The sequence below is a fragment of the Brevibacillus schisleri genome, from assembly GCF_055685845.1.
In genome coordinates, this window is the sequence record NZ_JBVNDM010000001.1 from 5,972,501 (window position 1) to 5,989,965 (window position 17,465).

The following is a 17,465-nucleotide window of genomic DNA, read 5'->3' on the forward strand; positions in this document are numbered from 1 at the left end:
CAGTGAAAGGAATCGTAATGTTTGCGGCCGTTTTTTCGATGACATCCACCATCGTCTTGCGCCCTTCATGGGACGCAGAAATATCGAGAAAGATCAGCTCGTCTGCTCTCTCGTCGCTATACTTTTTTGCCAGTTCGACCGGGTCGCCTGCATCGCGAAGTCCGACGAACTGCACGCCTTTTACCACCCGTCCGTCTTTTACATCGAGACACGGGATGATTCGTTTAGCCAGCATAGGATTCACCCCCCTCCATACGCTGGAGCGCTTCTTCCAATGTAAAAGCGTCCGTGTAGAGTGCTTTGCCAACAATGGCTCCTGAGACTCCGTCCGAAGCATGGGCAGCCAGCGTCAACAAGTCGTCCAGTTGGCTGACACCTCCCGAAGCTATCACCGATTTTCCTGTAGCCATCGCCAAGGCTGCAATTTCTTCTACATTCGGTCCTGTCATCGTGCCATCACGGGCGATATCGGTATAAATAAACGTCTCCGCCCCATACGTAACCAACCGCTTGGCAAGCTCTGTCGCTTGCACATCTGTCGTGGTCAACCAACCTCTGGTAGCCACCAGTCCATTCCGGCAGTCCAGACCAATCGCAATCTTGTCTCCATAGCTTTGAAGAATTCGCTTCGTAAAAGGCTCGTCTTCGATAGCAGCAGTCCCGACGATCACTCGGGCGACGCCCGCCTCCAAATAGTCCGCGATCTGCTCTTCTGTCCGAATGCCGCCCCCAACCTGCACGGGTACAGGGATCGAGCGCGCTATCTCCTTGATGATCGCTGCATTTGCAGGCTTGCCTTCCTTTGCTCCGTCCAAATCTACGAGATGAACCCAGGACGCACCTTGCTCTACCCAGCGTTTCGCCATCGCGAGCGGTGAATCGGCGTACACTGTCTCTTGCCCGTAATCTCCTTGGAAAAGTCGAACACACTTGCCCCCGCGAATATCGATCGCCGGATAAACAATAAAGCTCATGTCAAAACCCCCTCGCATTGAACGGCAAAGTTGCGCAGCAGCAGCATTCCTGTCTCCCCGCTCTTTTCCGGATGAAACTGCATACCGTATACGTTGTCACGATTTACAATGGCTGTGACCTCCTGGTGATAGTCACTCGTCGCGAGCAAGACATCAGACTGACACAAGACATGATACGAATGGACAAAATAGACGTAATCGCCATCCTGCACACCGTTTAGTAACGGTTGCTTTTGCTTGATCATCAGTTGGTTCCAGCCCATGTGCGGTACCTTGTAATCCCCGCGAAAACGAACGACCTCACCACCGAGCAGTCCCAAGCCCGTATGCTCGCCATGTTCCGCACTTTGCTCAAATAAAAGCTGCATGCCGAGACAAATGCCCAAGATCGGACGACCTGTTGCTGCGTATCCTTTGATTGCTTGCTCTAATCCAAGCTCACGTATATTGGCGATAGCATCTCCGAACGCCCCGACTCCCGGCAAAATCAACCCGCTATATTCTTGCAGACGCTCTGCTTGAGAAACGAATTCATACGAATAACCCAATCTTTCCAGCGCCTTGCTCAAGCTATACAGATTCCCCATGCCGTAATCAATGATGCCGATCATGTTACAAAACCCCTTTTGTTGACGGGACCCCTTTTACACGCGGATCGATCGTCGTCGCTTCATCCAGTGCACGGCCTAGCGCTTTGAAAATCGCCTCGATCATGTGGTGCGTATTGTGACCGTAGTGCAGGATCACATGAAGATTGATCCGCGCCTCCAGTGCGAGTTTCCATAAAAATTCGTGCACCAGCTCCGTAGGAAACTGACCAACCATATTCGTCGGGTACGTAGCGCGATATTCCAGATGAGGACGGTTACTGATATCAATGACGACCTGTGCGAGCGCGTCATCCATCGGGACAAACGCATTTCCATAACGCTTGATGCCTCTTTTGTCTCCCAACGCTTCCTGCAGAGCATGCCCAAGACAAATCCCGATATCCTCAACCGTGTGGTGATAGTCGATTTCAATATCTCCCTTTGCCTTTACAGTCAGGTCAAAATGTCCGTGTCGGGTAAACAGGTCTAGCATATGATCCAAAAATGGTACACCTGAGTTTTGCTTGCTCTCACCCGCACCGTCTACAGCAAAGGAAAGCGCGATCTGCGTCTCATTCGTATTGCGTTCGATCTGTGCTGCACGTTGTTTCCCTTCACTCATCTCTTTTCACCCTCCTGCTCTTCGGTCTCAAAATCTCGCAAACGCGCAAGGATCGCTCGACCGTGCCCAGACAATCCTTCCTGCTCTGCCAGCGCCACAATTTTATGTCCATTTTCCTGCAAATCTCGCTTGCTGTAGGAAACAACACTCGACTTCTTGATAAAATCATCGACGGATAATGGCGAGGAAAATCGCGCCGTTCCATTCGTAGGAATCACATGATTGGTACCAGCAAAATAATCGCCGACTGGCTCTGAGCTGTATGGGCCGAGGAAAATCGCACCTGCATTTTCCACTTTTCCGAGATGCTCAAACGGCTCCGCCATCATGATTTCCAAATGCTCGGGTGCGATGCGGTTAATGACAGCAAAACCTTCTTCCAAATCGGCGACGAGTAAAATAGCCCCGTAGTCGCGTATTGCCGCTTCTGCAATCGATTTGCGTGGAAGATCGGCAAGCTGTCGCTCTACTTCCTGTGACACCTGCTCCGCCAACGTTTGCGATGTCGTAACCAATATAGCGGCTGACATCGGATCATGCTCGGCTTGAGACAGCAGGTCTGCCGCGACGTAACGCGGGTTGGCTGTCTCATCTGCGATCACCGCAATTTCGCTAGGCCCTGCCACCATGTCGATACTGACCAATCCGAATACTTCTCGCTTTGCCAGTGCCACGAAAATATTACCGGGGCCAACGATTTTATCGACTGACTTGATTTGCTCCGTCCCGTAGGTCAATGCCGCAATCGCCTGCGCTCCGCCTACCTTGTATATCTCACTTACTCCTGCAATTTGAGCTGCAACGAGTATCGCCGGATTGATTTTCCCATCCGCTCCTGGGGGCGTCGTAATAACGACTTCTGGAACACCTGCAATTTTGGCAGGGATGGCATTCATCAATACGCTGGATGGATAAGCTGCCGTTCCGCCTGGAACATACAACCCTACGCGCTGCAATGGACGTATTAGTTGGCCCAGCAATGTGCCGCTTTCTTTGGTAGTAAACCAGGACTGGCGCACTTGTCGCTCATGGAACGTCCGAATGTTTTCGGCTGCTTCTTCCAATGCCGCTTTGACTGGTGAAGAAACGAGCTCACTTGCTTCTGCAAATTCTCTTTCGCTCACACGGAAGTTTTGTAGAAGCACACGATCAAATCGCTCTGTGTAATAGCGCAGCGCCTCGTCGCCTTGCTGGCGAACCGAGGTAAGGATCGCCTTCACCGCTTCTTGCTGTTCTCTCGTCCCAGCGTCTACCGATCGTTTCCCGTCATACTGGCTGGCTGACATGATACGCATAGCTGCCTCCCCTTCTTCTCTAGTTCCCGCGAGGAATGACCTCTAGAAATTTTCCAGCGATCTCATCCACCGCTTCACTTTTCATCCGATAGCTGGCTCGATTGGCAATGAGCCTCGTCGTAATTTCACAAATGCTCTCCAGTTCGACCAAGCCATTCTCCCGCAATGTCCTCCCTGTTGAGACAATATCCACAATCCGATCAGCCAGCCCAATCATCGGTGCAAGCTCCACTGAACCATTCAGCTTGATTACCTCAACCTGCTGTCCCTGCTCACGAAAATAACGTGACGCAATCTTCGGATATTTCGTCGCAACACGCAGAGCTTCCGTCGGTTTCCAGTCTGGCAGACCCGCTACCATCATGCGACAATAACCAATATGCAAATCCAACAGCTCGTAAACATCTCGTTCTTCTTCCAATAAAACATCCTTGCCGACCACGCCAACGTCAGCCACCCCATACTCGACATACGTAGGAACATCGGTAGGCTTCGCCATAATGAATTCGAGCTTGGCATTTTCCACAGGGATGATCAGTTTGCGCGAATCTTGTAGATCCGCAGTGACCTGCAAGCCAGCCTGCTGGAGAAAGTGGACGGCCTCTTCAAAAATCCGCCCTTTTGGCATGGCGATCGTCAGTTTTTGGTCGTTTTTCGTGAGTGCCATCTCCTACTCCTCCTGTTGTGTCATGCAAATGACCTTGGTAAATCCCGCTTCTTGTCCAACCTGTTTCTCATCTATCTTGGAGACGAGACGTGTCACTACTACGAGCCCTTCTTCACGTAATAACTGTGCCTCTGCCAAAGCGGTGCCGCGGCACTCCTCCGTGTAAACAAGCAAAACGCGCGTAGGTGTTTGCCTTTTTACCGAAGGAGTGACCTGAAGTAGCCGATCCATCTTGATCGCAAAGCCTGTAGCGGATGCAGCCCGCCCAAATTGGGAGAGCAATTGATCGTAGCGTCCTCCCCCCAATAGCGGGGAGCCTAGGTCTGCCGCGTATCCTTCAAAAACGATGCCTGTGTAGTAGTTCAAATTGATAATCAGATTGAAATCGATCAACAAATCTTCTGTCACCCCATAGGCTTCTAACGACTCCCACAAGGAAGCAATCGTCTCGACTGCCCTCCTTGCCTTTCCGGTACCTGCCAATTCACGTGCTACCTCGATTTTCCCTTTTCCCCCTTGCAACCGTAGCAAGGCTTCCAATCGGCTTTTTGCCTCTGTCGAAATGTCTACTGTCGCGAGTAGCTGACGGAAGCCAACGAAGTCCCGCTCGTACAAAAACTGGCGGAATTGATTGCGAATAGGCTCATCCTCAATCTCTTCCTCCAAAAGACCGTCTACAAAATCGACATGTCCAATGGCAATCCGAAACGTTTCCACACCAGCTGCCCGCAGGCAAACCACCGCAAGCGCAATGGCTTCCGCATCCGCATCGACAGACGCATCTCCGATCAGCTCGATCCCGGTTTGAGAAAACTCCGCATTCCGTCCCGCTTCCTTTTCTTGTGCCCGAAACACATTTGCCTGATAATACAACCGAATCGGCAATGGTATATCTTTATAAAGGGAGGAAACAACCCTTGCAATTGGCGTCGTCATGTCCGGCCGCAGGACTACGGTGTGACCTTGTTTATCCAGGAGGCGAAACATCCTGTCTGTCAGCGTCGCACTTGCGGCCCCTACCGTATCGAAGTATTCCAGAGAGGGTGTGGATATTTCGTCATAGCCCCATCTCTCGATACACTGCCGCAGTTCCCGCTCCAAGTGCCGTTGCTTCCCCAGTGATTCCGGCAGTATGTCCCGCATCCCGAGCGGCTTTTCAAATCCCAACGGCTTTGCCATCTTTGTTCCCTCCATCACATTCGCTTTACTCTGCTAATATGGTAACAAACTAAAGTGTTATGAAGAAGATTACCACGTCGAGAATCTTAGGTCAACCAAGATAAGAATAGTCGGAAAATTTAACACAAAACAAAAAACCGCCAGGATAAGCACCTGACGGCTGAACATAATGGAAGTGAAACTACAAGACTTCTTCCTCTGAAGCTTTCATTCGTATGAGCTGCATGGGATTCCCACCTACAAAGGCACCAGGCGGGACATCTTTATGAACAACCGTTCCCGCTGCGACAATGGCCCCTTTTCCAATCGTTACCCCAGGCAAAATGGTAGTGTTGGCCCCCACCAGGACAGCATCCTCAATAATCACTTCTCCCAAACGGTATTCATCTATTAAATATTCATGGGCAAGTATGGTCGTATTGTAACCGATCACGCAATTACGACCGATCTTGATTTTCTCGGGAAACATGATATCCATCATCACCATCAACGCAACCGCACTATGCTGCCCTACTTCCATACGCAAAAATGTACGAAACATCCAGTTCTTCCATGAAACAATCGGCGTATATCTGGAGAGTTGGATGACGATAAAATTTTTCATGACTTTCCAGAAGCTTACCGTTCGATACATGTGCCAAAGCGGGTTTACCCCATTTACGGGATAACGTGTGGTCTTCCTCATATGCGTCTCTTTCTCCTACAAGTCAGAATCGGCATCTTCTAAAATGGCATTCGACTGTTTCCGTGTGAAGTGCATCGCTGCGTTATAACCCATCCGTTTCAGACGGAAGTTCATCGCTGCAACCTCAATGATGACTGCCAAGTTTCGTCCTGGTCGAACAGGAACGGTAATAATCGGAATATCCGTATCCATGATCTTCAATGTTTCCTCATCGAGCCCCAACCGCTCGTACATTTTATGTGGCTCCCACAACTCTAGCTGGACAACCATCTCGATGTTTTTCACATTGCGCACAGCACCTGCACCAAACATCGTCATAATGTTGATAATCCCCACACCGCGGATTTCCAAGAGATGCTGAATCAGCTCAGGAGCGCTACCGCTTAGCTGCCCTCCCTGTGTCTGTTTAATCTCCACTGCGTCATCTGCTACGAGTCGATGTCCGCGTTTTACTAGCTCAAGTGCAGCTTCACTCTTCCCGATTCCGCTCGATCCCATAATCAAAACACCGACGCCGTAGATGTCTGTCAGTACCCCATGAATCGTCGTCGTTGGTGCAAGACGATTCTCCAGGAAGTTGGTTACTTTCCCGACCAATGTCGTCGTTGCCAGAGGGGACTGAAGTACAGGTACCCCCAACCGATTGGAAACGTCAATCATCTCTTCAGGCACCATCTGATTACGGGTCACACAGAAGCAAGGAACCTGACTTTGCATGAGAAAATTCATCCGTTCCAGCCGTTCTTCTGGAGTCAGCGTTTGAAAAAATTTGATTTCCGTCAAACCGAACAATTGAATCCGCTCTTCCGCAAAGTACGAATAATAACCGGCTAACTGCAGTCCCGGACGACTCAAATCCGTTACGGTAATCTCACGACCCAAGCCCTCTTCCCCGCTCAAGATCGTCATATTGAAATGATCCACTAAATGGCTCACATTCGTTTTACGCATGAAACTTCCCCCTCACATGGGATTTTCCGTCCCTATGGTTGTGTCTCTATTGTATCGAAACCTTTGTGCTTACGACAACCTAATAAGACCGAGCATCCTGATTAGCCAAAAACCCCGTGACTCGTTTGAGAGAATACGGGGCTTTTTCGAACATATTACCTCTTTTCTTTTCTCGTCCCTACCACAACTTCAATGAGGTAGCCAAAAATACTCATCAGTGCTGCTGCCACGATAACCGTGCCAATGTTATCAGGCCATGGTCCCACTTCAAATCCATCAATAAAGTAGGCAGTCAACGCAAACGTCACGGCATTAATGACAAACCAGAACAAACCGATCGTCAATACTTGCAAGGGAAAAGTAAAAAACAGCAGAATCGGCCGAATCACTGTGTTGACCATCCCCAGAATCAATATAGCCCATAGTGCTACTGTGAAATTCGCGACATAAATGGAATGGAACCAATTGCTGATCAAAAGCAGCGCGGCCCCATTTAAAAGCATTTTGATTATCCAGCGGCTCATGGTGCAATCCCCCTATACAGTCTGGCCTTCGCGCAACAATTAGCGAATCCCTTTTACTTCCCATTCCCATTGTTCAAAAAACATTGTCATGAATCGATGCCTGTCTTCGGCGATATTCTGGGCAGTCTTGGTGAAAAGCTTGTCTTTGATGCGCTGCAGCTTCCAAGTATATTCCTTATAAGGCGTATGCTGATTAGGGTCATCCGATTGTATGGGTTGCCCAATAACCCCAGTATAAGCAAAAACCCGCGCTACTCCAATAGCCCCAATCGAATCCAGCTTGTCGGCATCAAACAAGACCTTTTCTTCCAGGGTATGTGGAGGTCGTTCTTTGCGAAAACGATGGGCGAGAATCGCAGACTGCACACGTGAGATGAAGGCCTCCGTCATACTGCGTTCGGCGAGCCATTCTCCTGCTAGTCTTGCGCTGATTTCGGCATGGCACTCTCCTGTGTGCCGTTCTTCTGCTCTCCCGATGTCATGCAGCAAAGCAGCGAGGCGCAGCACTTCCATATCTGCCCCCTCCTCGCAGCCAATCCGCTCGCACATTGCCATCACACGCAAATTATGCTGCCAATCGTGTGCAGGATCTTGTCCATCAAAGCGCTTCTGTGCTTCTGCCACCAGCTCGGCAGGTAGTGCGGCAAGAGAATCCTTCACGTAATCCATCTTTTCCTCCCCCTTGGCGCTCACGTAGAAAAGATGCCCCCCTGAATCAGGGAGGCAGTCTATCGATTACTTTGAAACGAATTGCTCTAGCTTGGCATTCGTCCGTTCTTTATCGCGTTCCAAAATCGGCTTCAAATAGATGCCCGTGTAGGAACCCTCCATTTTTGCCACTTCCTCTGGTGTACCCGTTCCGACAATTTCTCCGCCACGTGTACCACCCTCTGGCCCCAAATCTACGATGTAATCCACCGTTTTGATGACATCCAGATTGTGCTCGATGACCAGCACCGTATCTCCGTTTTCCACCAATCGCTGCAGTACTTTCAGCAAACGATCGATATCGTCTGTATGCAGACCGGTTGTCGGCTCATCCAAAATGTACAGAGTTCGTCCTGTGCTGCGTCGATACAGCTCAGAGGCTAGCTTGACGCGTTGTGCTTCCCCTCCAGAGAGGGTGGTAGCAGGCTGCCCCAGCTTCATATATCCCAATCCTACGTCTACGATGGTCTGCAGCTTGCGCTCAATCTTCGGCAGATTGCGGAAAAACTCTACCCCATCCTCGATCGTCATTTCCAAAACATCAGCAATACTCTTGCCTTTGTACTTCACGTCGAGCGTCTCGCGGTTGTAGCGCTTGCCATGGCAAACTTCGCAAGGCACATACACATCCGGCAAGAAGTGCATCTCAATTTTAATGATCCCATCACCGCTGCACGCTTCACAACGGCCACCCTTGACGTTAAAGCTAAAGCGACCTTTTTTATAGCCGCGCACTTTGGCTTCGTTGGTGGAAGCAAACAGGTCGCGAATATCATCAAAGACACCTGTATATGTCGCTGGATTGGAACGTGGTGTACGTCCAATTGGAGATTGATCGATGTCGATCACCTTGTCCAAATGCTCCAGTCCCAGGATGCGACGATGCTCACCCGGCTTCACCTTTGCCTTATTCAAATCGCGAGCCAGTGTCTTTTGCAAAATTTCATTGATCAGCGTACTTTTTCCTGAGCCAGATACACCTGTTACGGCAACAAAAACGCCAAGAGGAAGCTTCGCAGTGACGTTTTTCAGGTTGTTTTCCTTCGCGCCCTCAATCTTGATCCATTTGTCCGAAGGCTTGCGACGTTCCATCGGAACAGGGATGAATTTGCGCCCGCTCAAATAGGCACCCGTCAAGGAGTTAGGGTCCTTCATGACTTCATCCGGAGTTCCTGCCGCTACGATTTGACCGCCATGTATGCCGGCGCCCGGGCCAATATCGATAATGTAATCGCAGGCCATCATCGTATCTTCGTCATGCTCGACGACGATCAATGTATTCCCCAGCTTGGTCATATGCTCCAACGTCTTGATCAGACGCGCGTTATCCCGCTGATGCAATCCAATACTCGGCTCATCCAAAATGTAGAGAACGCCCATCAGACTAGAACCGATCTGCGTAGCCAGTCGAATCCGCTGCGCTTCTCCCCCAGACAGTGTTCCCGCCGCACGGCTCAGCGTCAAGTAATCCAGTCCGACATCAATCAAGAAGTTCAGTCTTGCCTTGATTTCTTTTACGATCAGGTTCGCGATCTTTGTTTCCCGCTCTGTCAGTTCCAGGCCATCGACAAACTGATGCGCATCGAGAATCGACAGCGTAGTCAGCTCGGAAATGCTACGCTCCCCGACCTTAACCGCCAAGCTCTCCTGACGCAGACGTTGGCCTTTGCAGACAGGACACGCCTTTTGGCTCATAAATCCTTCAATTTGCTCGCGAATGTAATCCGAGCTGGTCTCCAGATGACGTCGTTGCAGGTTAATGACGACACCTTCGAACGGAACGACTGCCTCGCGTACTTGTCCGAACTCGTTCTCATAGCGGAAGTGAATTTTTTCGCCTTCACTACCGTACATCAAGATTTGTCGGTGGGCTGCCGTAAGCTCCTCATATGGCACATCCATCCGAATGTTAAAGTGGCGACATGCCGATTCCAACAATTGTTGATAGTACGTCGAGGTCTTCGGCTCCCATGCGCCAATCGCCCCGTCATCGAGCGTCTTCGTCGCATCCGGAACGACCATATCCGGGTCGACCTCCAGTTTGACACCTAATCCATCGCACTCTGAGCAAGCACCAAATGGGCTATTAAAGGAGAAAATCCGCGGCTCCAGGTCTCCAATGGAGAAACCGCATACCGGACAAGCATGCTTTTCACTGAACAGCAGCTCTTCTTGCTCCATCACATCGACGATGACCTTGCCATCTGCTAAACGAAGTGCGGTTTCCAAGGAGTCTGCGAGACGCGCCTGTACATCCGGCTTCACGACGATTCGGTCAACGACAACCTCAATGTTATGCTTCTTGTTCTTTTCCAGTTTGATGTCTTCGGACAAATCGGTAATTTCACCATTGACCCGCACGCGGACAAAGCCTTGCTTGCGGATGTCCTCCAGCAGCTTGACATGCTCCCCCTTGCGTCCTTGCACCATAGGAGCTAAAATCTGCATTTTCGTGCGCTCAGGATACTCCAATAGTCGATCGACCATTTGTTCAATAGTCTGGGATTGGATCTCGATGCCATGCTCCGGGCAAACTGCTCTACCGACACGCGCATACAAAAGGCGCAAATAGTCATAGATTTCTGTAACCGTTCCTACTGTAGAGCGAGGGTTGCGGCTCGTCGTTTTCTGGTCAATCGAGATCGCAGGGGATAGTCCCTCAATCGAATCCACGTCCGGCTTGTCCATTTGCCCGAGAAATTGACGGGCGTATGCAGACAGAGACTCGACATAGCGTCGTTGTCCCTCTGCGTAAATTGTGTCAAAAGCAAGCGATGACTTACCCGAGCCGGACAAACCCGTCAGAACGACGAATTTGTCCCTCGGAATGACTACATCAACATTTTTCAAATTGTGGGCACGTGCACCCTTTACGACAATATGTTCTAATGGCATGAAAAAAACCTCTCCTTAGAGTTCCGCCTTCAGCTCAAGAATCAAATCACGCAATTCGGCCGCACGCTCGAACATGAGGTTGCGTGCCGCTTCTTTCATTTCTTCTTCCATACGTTCTATGACAGCCACGCGATCCTTCTTCGGCATTTTTTTGAAGTCTGCATGTGGTAAGTAATCCGCTTTTTCCTCCGCTACCTTAGTAGCCTCGATCACTTCGCGGACGGACTTTTTCACGGTTTGCGGCGTGATGCCGTGCTCTTCATTGTATGCCATCTGAATGGAACGACGACGTTCTGTCTCTCGAATCGCAGAGGCCATCGAATCTGTCATTTTGTCCGCGTACATGATAACGCGTCCCTCAGCGTTCCGCGCAGCCCGACCGATTGTCTGAATCAACGAGCGCTCATTGCGAAGGAAGCCTTCCTTGTCCGCATCCAAAATCGCCACGAGTGATACTTCCGGCAAGTCCAGACCTTCCCGCAAGAGGTTGATCCCGACCAGCACATCAAACTCACCTAAACGCAATGAGCGTAAAATCTGCATCCGCTCAATCGTTTTAATATCCGAGTGAAGATAGCGGACCTTGATTCCGATTTCTTTCAGATAGTCCGTCAAATCCTCAGACATTTTCTTTGTCAGAGTCGTGACGAGAACTCGCTCATTTTTCGCAATCGTGGCTTGAATTTCGCCAATCAAATCGTCAATCTGTCCTTTGATCGGACGTACCGTAACCGTTGGATCAATCAAGCCTGTCGGACGAATCACCTGCTGCACCATTTCCGGACTGTGTTCCAGCTCATAAAGACCAGGTGTAGCCGAAATGTAGATCGCTTGTTTTAGCTTTGCTTCAAACTCCTCGAACTTGAGTGGGCGGTTATCGCGTGCAGAGGGCAGACGGAATCCGTGTTCGACCAGTACATCCTTCCGTGCGCGGTCACCGTTATACATCCCCCGCACCTGCGGCAAGGTCATATGCGACTCATCCATCATGACGATAAAATCTTCTGGGAAGTAATCCAGCAAGGTATACGGAGCATGCCCGGCAGGCAGTCCCGTCAGATGGCGCGAGTAGTTTTCGATCCCGGAGCAAAAGCCCATCTCCATCATCATCTCAATATCGTACCGCGTGCGTTGCTCCAGTCGCTGTGCTTCCAGGGGCTTGCCCGCATCACGGAATTCTTTCAGTCTTTCTTCCAGCTCGGCCTCAATGCTTTGGACAGCCAGCTTCATTTTCTCCTCGCGTGTCACATAGTGAGATTTAGGGAAGATGGCAATGTGATCACGCTGTCCCAAAATCTCGCCGGTCAGCACGTCAATCGAAGTAATCCGCTCAATTTCATCTCCAAAAAACTCAACGCGAATCGCCTGCTCACTCTCTGAGGCAGGGAAAATCTCCACGACGTCACCCCGCACACGGAACGTACCGCGCGTGAAGTTGATGTCGTTGCGTGTGTACTGGATATCGACCAGACGATGCAATATCTCGTCCCGTCCTGTTTCCATACCAACACGCAAAGACAAGAGCAGCTCCCGATACTCCTCGGGCGAACCCAATCCGTAAATGCAGGAGACGGAGGCAACGATGATCACATCTCGGCGTTCAAACAGCGCACTGGTAGCCGAGTGGCGGAGCTTGTCGATCTCCTCATTGATGCTCGAGTCTTTTTCAATAAACGTATCCGATTGGGGAATGTATGCTTCGGGTTGATAGTAATCGTAGTAGCTGACGAAGTATTCCACCGCGTTGTTCGGGAAAAACTCCTTAAACTCTGCACAGAGCTGAGCGGCCAGAGTTTTGTTGTGTGCCATCACGAGTGTTGGCCTGTTCACCTGAGCAATTACCTGGGCAGCCGTATAAGTCTTTCCCGTTCCCGTCGCACCCAGCAATGTCTGGTGTCGCTTGCCAGCCTGTAACCCTGCCACCAGCTCGGCAATGGCGGTTGGCTGGTCACCGGACGGTTGAAACTCCGATACCAATTCAAAACGCTCCATTCCCTCGTTCATCTCCTCATAGCATGACTGTTTCTACTTCCATTATAACACAATTCCGGCTAGTTTAAGCCCAAAATTCGAACAAACGTTTGTCTTCATCTTTCCACCGATTTTTCCGATATAACATGAAGGAAGTACAAACATACGCAGATAGACTCGCCACCTTCAGGGAGGATTGACATGTCAGATACCGGATCAACCGTCAAAAATAACCCTTATATACAACCGCATATGAGCTATAAAGGCAAAAAGGAATTCACCACGGAGCTCGACCAAAATGCCTTTATGAAGCTCATGCTGGAGCAGTTAAAGCATCAGGATCCTATGTCCCCCATGGACAACTCTCAGTTCATCCAGCAAACAAGCATGCTGACCATGGTAGAAAAAATCACAAAAATGACCACGCTGATGGAGCAATCGAACAACAGCATGGTCACTTTGGATAAGTATGAAAAGCTGGTAGGTCGTACTGCTTCGTATTCTCTCACTACAAAAGACGAGATGACGGGAGAAACTAAGACGGAGAAGAAAGAAGGCGTACTTGATGCCGTCTACATGGATCAAGGCAAAATCTACTTCCGTATCGCAGGCGAATCGACACCGATTCCGCTGGCAGACGTCTCCGGATTGGAATCGCAAGGTCTGGCTGGCAATACGCTCGACAACAGCGTGAAGTACATGGAAATGATCGGTCGTGAGATTTCCTATAAAGTAACAAAGGAAGTCGACCGGGATGGCAATCCAGATACCAAAAACGACATTTCCAAGGTTGATGAAATCTTGAATGGCGTCATCACTGGCTTTACCACCAAAAACGGTACCGCACAATTCCAACTGGATAATGGATCAACCGTAAAAGCCGAAGAAATCGTAGGCATGACGGTGAAACCTGAAAACAGAACAATGGGCAACTCCCTTGCCTATGCGCAAATGATCGGCTACAACATCACGTACAACCAGTCTCAGACAAACCCAGACGGCACCAATACTAATACTCCTCTTTCCGGAGTGGTCAAAGCTGTCAGCATGAAAAACGGAGTCGTCGAATTCGTCCTCCAGGATGATAAAAAAGTCGCTCTCAATCAAATCACAGGATTCGAAGCAACTGCCTAGAATCCTATACAAAAAGCCGCACATCTTCGAAATCGGAGAAGGCGGCTTTTTCTTTACAAATTCCTATTCGTTTACGATCACTTTTCCGGTTATCGCATCCACATAAAATGTATCATCTACTTTAAATTCTCCCCCGCTAAAGCAATGTGAGCGAGTTTGGCGAAACGAAAGGTCATAGCCGAGCTTCCAGATAATCGTGTTCTTCTTATAATCTGGCTGGTGGATATAGGTCAGCTCAAGTGGATAGGTTTGCAGTAATCGGGTCATGGCCACTTGTTCTTTAAGGGCTTGAGAACGGGCCGGGTATTTGACACTGGCCGGTTTGTTTATGCTCACCTGATCCCATGTACTCGTCCATGAATCGATCCGAATCGTATACATCCCGTTCTCCACACTCTGATTGACCCCATAAACTGGAATGCCGTTCATAAGGGGATCAGCTATGATCGAGGTGTACCTTTCATCTCCATCCTCCGTTATTTGGATCTGATTGTTTCCAGACGGAGTCAGTCTTTTTAAAAGCTTATCCGCTTCCATCCGATCCCGCTTCTTATCCGTTTTCACATTAGACCATTGCGGATTGTTCACCTTTGTGGAAAATTGAAGCAGTTCACCAGTCTTTGCATCCGTCACGAGGAGATGATGCTGCTCACCGTTAGTGCTTCCCTCAGGAAAGGTAGCCATTCGAGATATCTTGTCAGCATCGGAAACCCCCTCACCAAAATTCCCCCATATGAAATAGCGAAGGGCTGGACCATTATCGTAACTCGCCTCGTAGATAGACAGCGGCAGCTTTTCTGTTTCGATTCTAAACAATACGCGTAATAAATCACGCGCTTGTGCCTCTGTTTGCGCTAACCACTTCTCACCTGTTCCGATCACATTGATGGTCTGAGACGTGTTGGTTGTCGCTCGGGAATTTGCTGTGACCAATCGTTTGCCACTGAAGGCATCCAGTGCACTACCTGTATGTTGTTGCGTTATGATTCCATTTTTCAGGACATAAGCGAGCTTTGCTTCTACCTGTTCGCTTTGATTATGAATGGGCAATAAATAAACAAGCTCTAATGGCCGGCTTTCTTGCCACTTTCGTACAGCTTGTTCGGAGGAGATGACACGCTGCGGAGATGGGAGGGAAGAGGGACTTACTTTTTCGTAAAGCCTGCCATCAAACGTGGAAAACCAAACGATTCTTCCCGATGCATCAAAACTGACGAGACAATCATAATCGTCATCGAGCACCACATTATTCAGGACTCGCACCAGCCGAACCGTCAATAAATCCTTATTTTTATAAACCTCTCTCGCTTGATAGGTGTTTCCTGTACCAGTCCCCTGCAATCCAGCGACAAAAGCCAGCGCGCGTGCTTTGGCTTGCTGCTCAGTCGGGTAGGCAGGCTTTGATGCTGCTTTCGGGGTAAGATTCAGTCTGAGCAACTCCCCTGTCTGTCCGTCAAAAATCGCATCATCCATGGACGATTCAGCCTCAGCAGCAGACTGTGCAAACGTGACCACTACCCCGCTAACACCAGGTCCATCTACATCGCCACCGTAAACGACAAAGCGCGAAGACAGCTCCGGCAAAAGCTTGACTAGCTTTTGGACACCTTTCGTCACATGCATCGGTACAGCTACAACCGATTGGGCCTGTGCTACGGTCATAGTTGTCGTTGCGCCTGCTCCTGATAAGGGTGCGGCAAAAACCGTGGCAGCAGCTAATGTACCCGACAAAAACCACGAGGCCGTTCTTTTTACCTTCAACACCGAACCCACTCCCTCTTTTTTCCTCCTACATTGAGACGCAACAGCCACCAGTAAGTTTCCCATTGGACAAGCTTATCTCGAAAAAAAGAAGGTATGCACGTTTGCCTGCATACCTTCTCCCAACTATCCTTATGCTCCTACGTTCAGCTTCTCCAGCTTTTGCTTGATCAGCTCGACTACACTGGCGCGTTTCAAATCAACAAATGCACGGGTATTGGCATCTGGAACCACAATGATCCCCAGTTGGTGATGATTGCCCGCATAGACCGCACACTGTACGAACTTCAGCTCACCTTCATGCGTGAGTACTTCCATTTTACAAAAGGCAGGATTGGCTTGTAGTGCTGGATATAAATCTTCTTTTTCCCGCACCGAAATGCCATTTACTTTCACGATAATCTCACCGGGCGTAATGCCTATTTCCTCTGCTCTCGTTCCCGGAATGACCCCCATTACTTTTACACCGCGAGAAGACTGGATGAAATAAGGCGTTCGCTTTCTTTCTTGATACTGACTCCAGAAAAACAGCGCCTCATGACCGAATAGTGCAAAGATCGCGGTCAGCATGATCAATGGATAAAACCATACAGTCAGAGCACACAATCCCAACAAAATGAGCGCATACAGCGTCAAACTTTTTGCAACCTGCGTTGCTTTTCTATACGGAGTCATCGTTTGCGTCATATCAGAGAATCCCGTCACTGTCGGCAGAAGCATTAGTCCGAATGAAGCAGCCTCGGGCGAAAAGAACGGCCACCCCGGATACAACGCTCCACTGATAGCACCTGGCTCCATCTGTACGAACAGCACGGCTGGCGTCAGCCAAAAAGAATGAAGCAAATAGGCACCGACAATCCGACCACGCTGCCCTTCCACGAACAGTGGAGAAGCATCCCGCCCGCCATTCCAGCGTACGAGCATCGCTTCAATTAGATGCATAATCGCAACTAATGCAAGCAATGGCAAAGGTTTCGCCTGACGAATCATTTCCCAGATATAGCTCAGTCCTGAAACATCCGTAACCGGTGGAATAACCAGTGTGATCGCGTGTAAAATCGTTAAAATCCCGGCAGCATATGCGAAACAGAGAAATCGTAAACGAATCAGCGCCAAGATGAGAGCCAATCCCCATAGTATCCACAAATCCTGTGCTTGCACGACCACGCCGAGTCCTGCACTAAGAAGAGAAATCAGCAAGCCTCCCACCAAGCCCATCCCTACAGCCCGTATCGTTGAGAGCAAGGGGGACTGAATGCGTGCAGAAAAAAGCTGTCTTTCCAGATTCATCTGTCTGCGATAATGCAAATAAATAAAAACCAGAAAGAGATAGAAGACAGGATTGATAAAAAATGCAGCAAAGCCATATGCAATGGTAAGCATATCTGCCTGTATTGCCAATTGCCTCACCTCAACTAAAGGAAAGAAAAACCACGGCATTTGATTTGCCGTGGTTATCATTTCTACGGGTAGCAGGGAATTACCTGCTTCCATTTTCTTGATTATTCA

The 17,465-nt window shown here is 49.6% G+C and carries 16 protein-coding genes (1 of these 16 cut by a window edge); 1 reads left to right on the forward strand and 15 read right to left on the reverse strand.

All coding sequences use genetic code 11. The features are described from left to right. From hisF to uvrB, 13 genes are all read right to left on the reverse strand, one after another. On the reverse strand, positions 1 to 235 hold the 5' end (the start) of the coding sequence (gene hisF, locus ACUUHJ_RS28295) for an imidazole glycerol phosphate synthase subunit HisF (RefSeq protein ID WP_472300626.1). 524 nt of this gene lie to the left of the window's left edge; the window shows 235 of its 759 coding nt (coding positions 1-235); it begins with the start codon at positions 233 to 235; the stop codon falls past the left edge of the window. After that, on the reverse strand, positions 225 to 974 hold the full coding sequence (gene hisA, locus ACUUHJ_RS28300; RefSeq protein ID WP_472300627.1) for a 1-(5-phosphoribosyl)-5-[(5-phosphoribosylamino)methylideneamino]imidazole-4-carboxamide isomerase: 750 nt from the start codon (positions 972 to 974) through the stop codon (positions 225 to 227). The genes hisF and hisA overlap by 11 nt, the downstream gene beginning before the upstream one ends. Further along, entirely contained in the window at positions 971 to 1,585 is a 615-nt protein-coding gene (gene hisH, locus ACUUHJ_RS28305; protein WP_472300628.1) for an imidazole glycerol phosphate synthase subunit HisH, read from the reverse strand. Before hisH ends, hisA begins: the two co-directional genes overlap by 4 nt. A 1-nt stretch (position 1,586) precedes the next feature. Beyond that, positions 1,587 to 2,186 (reverse strand): imidazoleglycerol-phosphate dehydratase HisB, encoded by a 600-nt coding sequence (gene hisB, locus ACUUHJ_RS28310; protein ID WP_472300629.1) that lies wholly within the window; start codon positions 2,184 to 2,186, stop codon positions 1,587 to 1,589. Then, positions 2,183 to 3,481: a histidinol dehydrogenase gene (gene hisD, locus ACUUHJ_RS28315; protein WP_472300630.1), complete on the reverse strand. Its 1,299-nt coding sequence runs from the start codon at positions 3,479 to 3,481 to the stop codon at positions 2,183 to 2,185. The genes hisB and hisD overlap by 4 nt, the downstream gene beginning before the upstream one ends. Before the next feature lie 19 nt (positions 3,482 to 3,500). Beyond that, positions 3,501 to 4,148: an ATP phosphoribosyltransferase gene (hisG, locus tag ACUUHJ_RS28320; protein ID WP_007718296.1), complete on the reverse strand. Its 648-nt coding sequence runs from the start codon at positions 4,146 to 4,148 to the stop codon at positions 3,501 to 3,503. 3 nt (positions 4,149 to 4,151) lie between these two features. Beyond that, complete coding sequence (locus ACUUHJ_RS28325; protein WP_472300631.1) at positions 4,152 to 5,327, reverse strand: ATP phosphoribosyltransferase regulatory subunit; 1,176 nt, start codon at positions 5,325 to 5,327, stop codon at positions 4,152 to 4,154. Between the two features lie 181 nt (positions 5,328 to 5,508). Then, on the reverse strand, positions 5,509 to 6,012 hold the full coding sequence (locus tag ACUUHJ_RS28330) for an acyltransferase (protein WP_015893499.1): 504 nt from the start codon (positions 6,010 to 6,012) through the stop codon (positions 5,509 to 5,511). A 15-nt stretch (positions 6,013 to 6,027) separates the two neighbouring features. Next, positions 6,028 to 6,963 (reverse strand): HPr(Ser) kinase/phosphatase, encoded by a 936-nt coding sequence (hprK, locus tag ACUUHJ_RS28335; RefSeq protein WP_289674836.1) that lies wholly within the window; start codon positions 6,961 to 6,963, stop codon positions 6,028 to 6,030. A gap of 155 nt (positions 6,964 to 7,118) precedes the next feature. Beyond that, positions 7,119 to 7,487 carry a phage holin family protein gene (locus ACUUHJ_RS28340; RefSeq protein ID WP_064200491.1) on the reverse strand — a complete coding sequence of 123 codons (369 nt, stop codon included), beginning with the start codon at positions 7,485 to 7,487 and terminating at the stop codon, positions 7,119 to 7,121. Positions 7,488 to 7,526: 39 nt separating this feature from the next. Then, positions 7,527 to 8,156 carry an HD domain-containing protein gene (locus ACUUHJ_RS28345; protein WP_472300632.1) on the reverse strand — a complete coding sequence of 210 codons (630 nt, stop codon included), beginning with the start codon at positions 8,154 to 8,156 and terminating at the stop codon, positions 7,527 to 7,529. Positions 8,157 to 8,222: 66 nt separating this feature from the next. Next, complete coding sequence (gene uvrA / locus ACUUHJ_RS28350; RefSeq protein WP_289674838.1) at positions 8,223 to 11,090, reverse strand: excinuclease ABC subunit UvrA; 2,868 nt, start codon at positions 11,088 to 11,090, stop codon at positions 8,223 to 8,225. 15 nt (positions 11,091 to 11,105) lie between these two features. Beyond that, the gene (gene uvrB, locus ACUUHJ_RS28355; RefSeq protein WP_472300633.1) at positions 11,106 to 13,082 is read right to left on the reverse strand and encodes an excinuclease ABC subunit UvrB; all 1,977 of its coding nucleotides are present in this window, start codon (positions 13,080 to 13,082) and stop codon (positions 11,106 to 11,108) included. Between the two features lie 180 nt (positions 13,083 to 13,262). On the opposite strand from uvrB, the gene ACUUHJ_RS28360 reads away from it, so the two are divergent. After that, positions 13,263 to 14,195 (forward strand): flagellar hook assembly protein FlgD, encoded by a 933-nt coding sequence (locus tag ACUUHJ_RS28360; protein WP_472300635.1) that lies wholly within the window; start codon positions 13,263 to 13,265, stop codon positions 14,193 to 14,195. Positions 14,196 to 14,258: 63 nt separating this feature from the next. Here ACUUHJ_RS28360 and ACUUHJ_RS28365 read toward each other — a convergent pair whose 3' ends face one another. Together ACUUHJ_RS28365 and ACUUHJ_RS28370 are read right to left on the reverse strand one after the other, a co-directional pair. Further along, positions 14,259 to 15,959, reverse strand: coding sequence for a hypothetical protein (locus tag ACUUHJ_RS28365; RefSeq protein ID WP_472300636.1), 1,701 nt, complete (start codon positions 15,957 to 15,959; stop codon positions 14,259 to 14,261). A gap of 129 nt (positions 15,960 to 16,088) precedes the next feature. Further along, positions 16,089 to 17,450 (reverse strand): PDZ domain-containing protein, encoded by a 1,362-nt coding sequence (locus tag ACUUHJ_RS28370; protein ID WP_472300638.1) that lies wholly within the window; start codon positions 17,448 to 17,450, stop codon positions 16,089 to 16,091. Between the last annotated feature and the right edge of the window lie 15 nt (positions 17,451 to 17,465).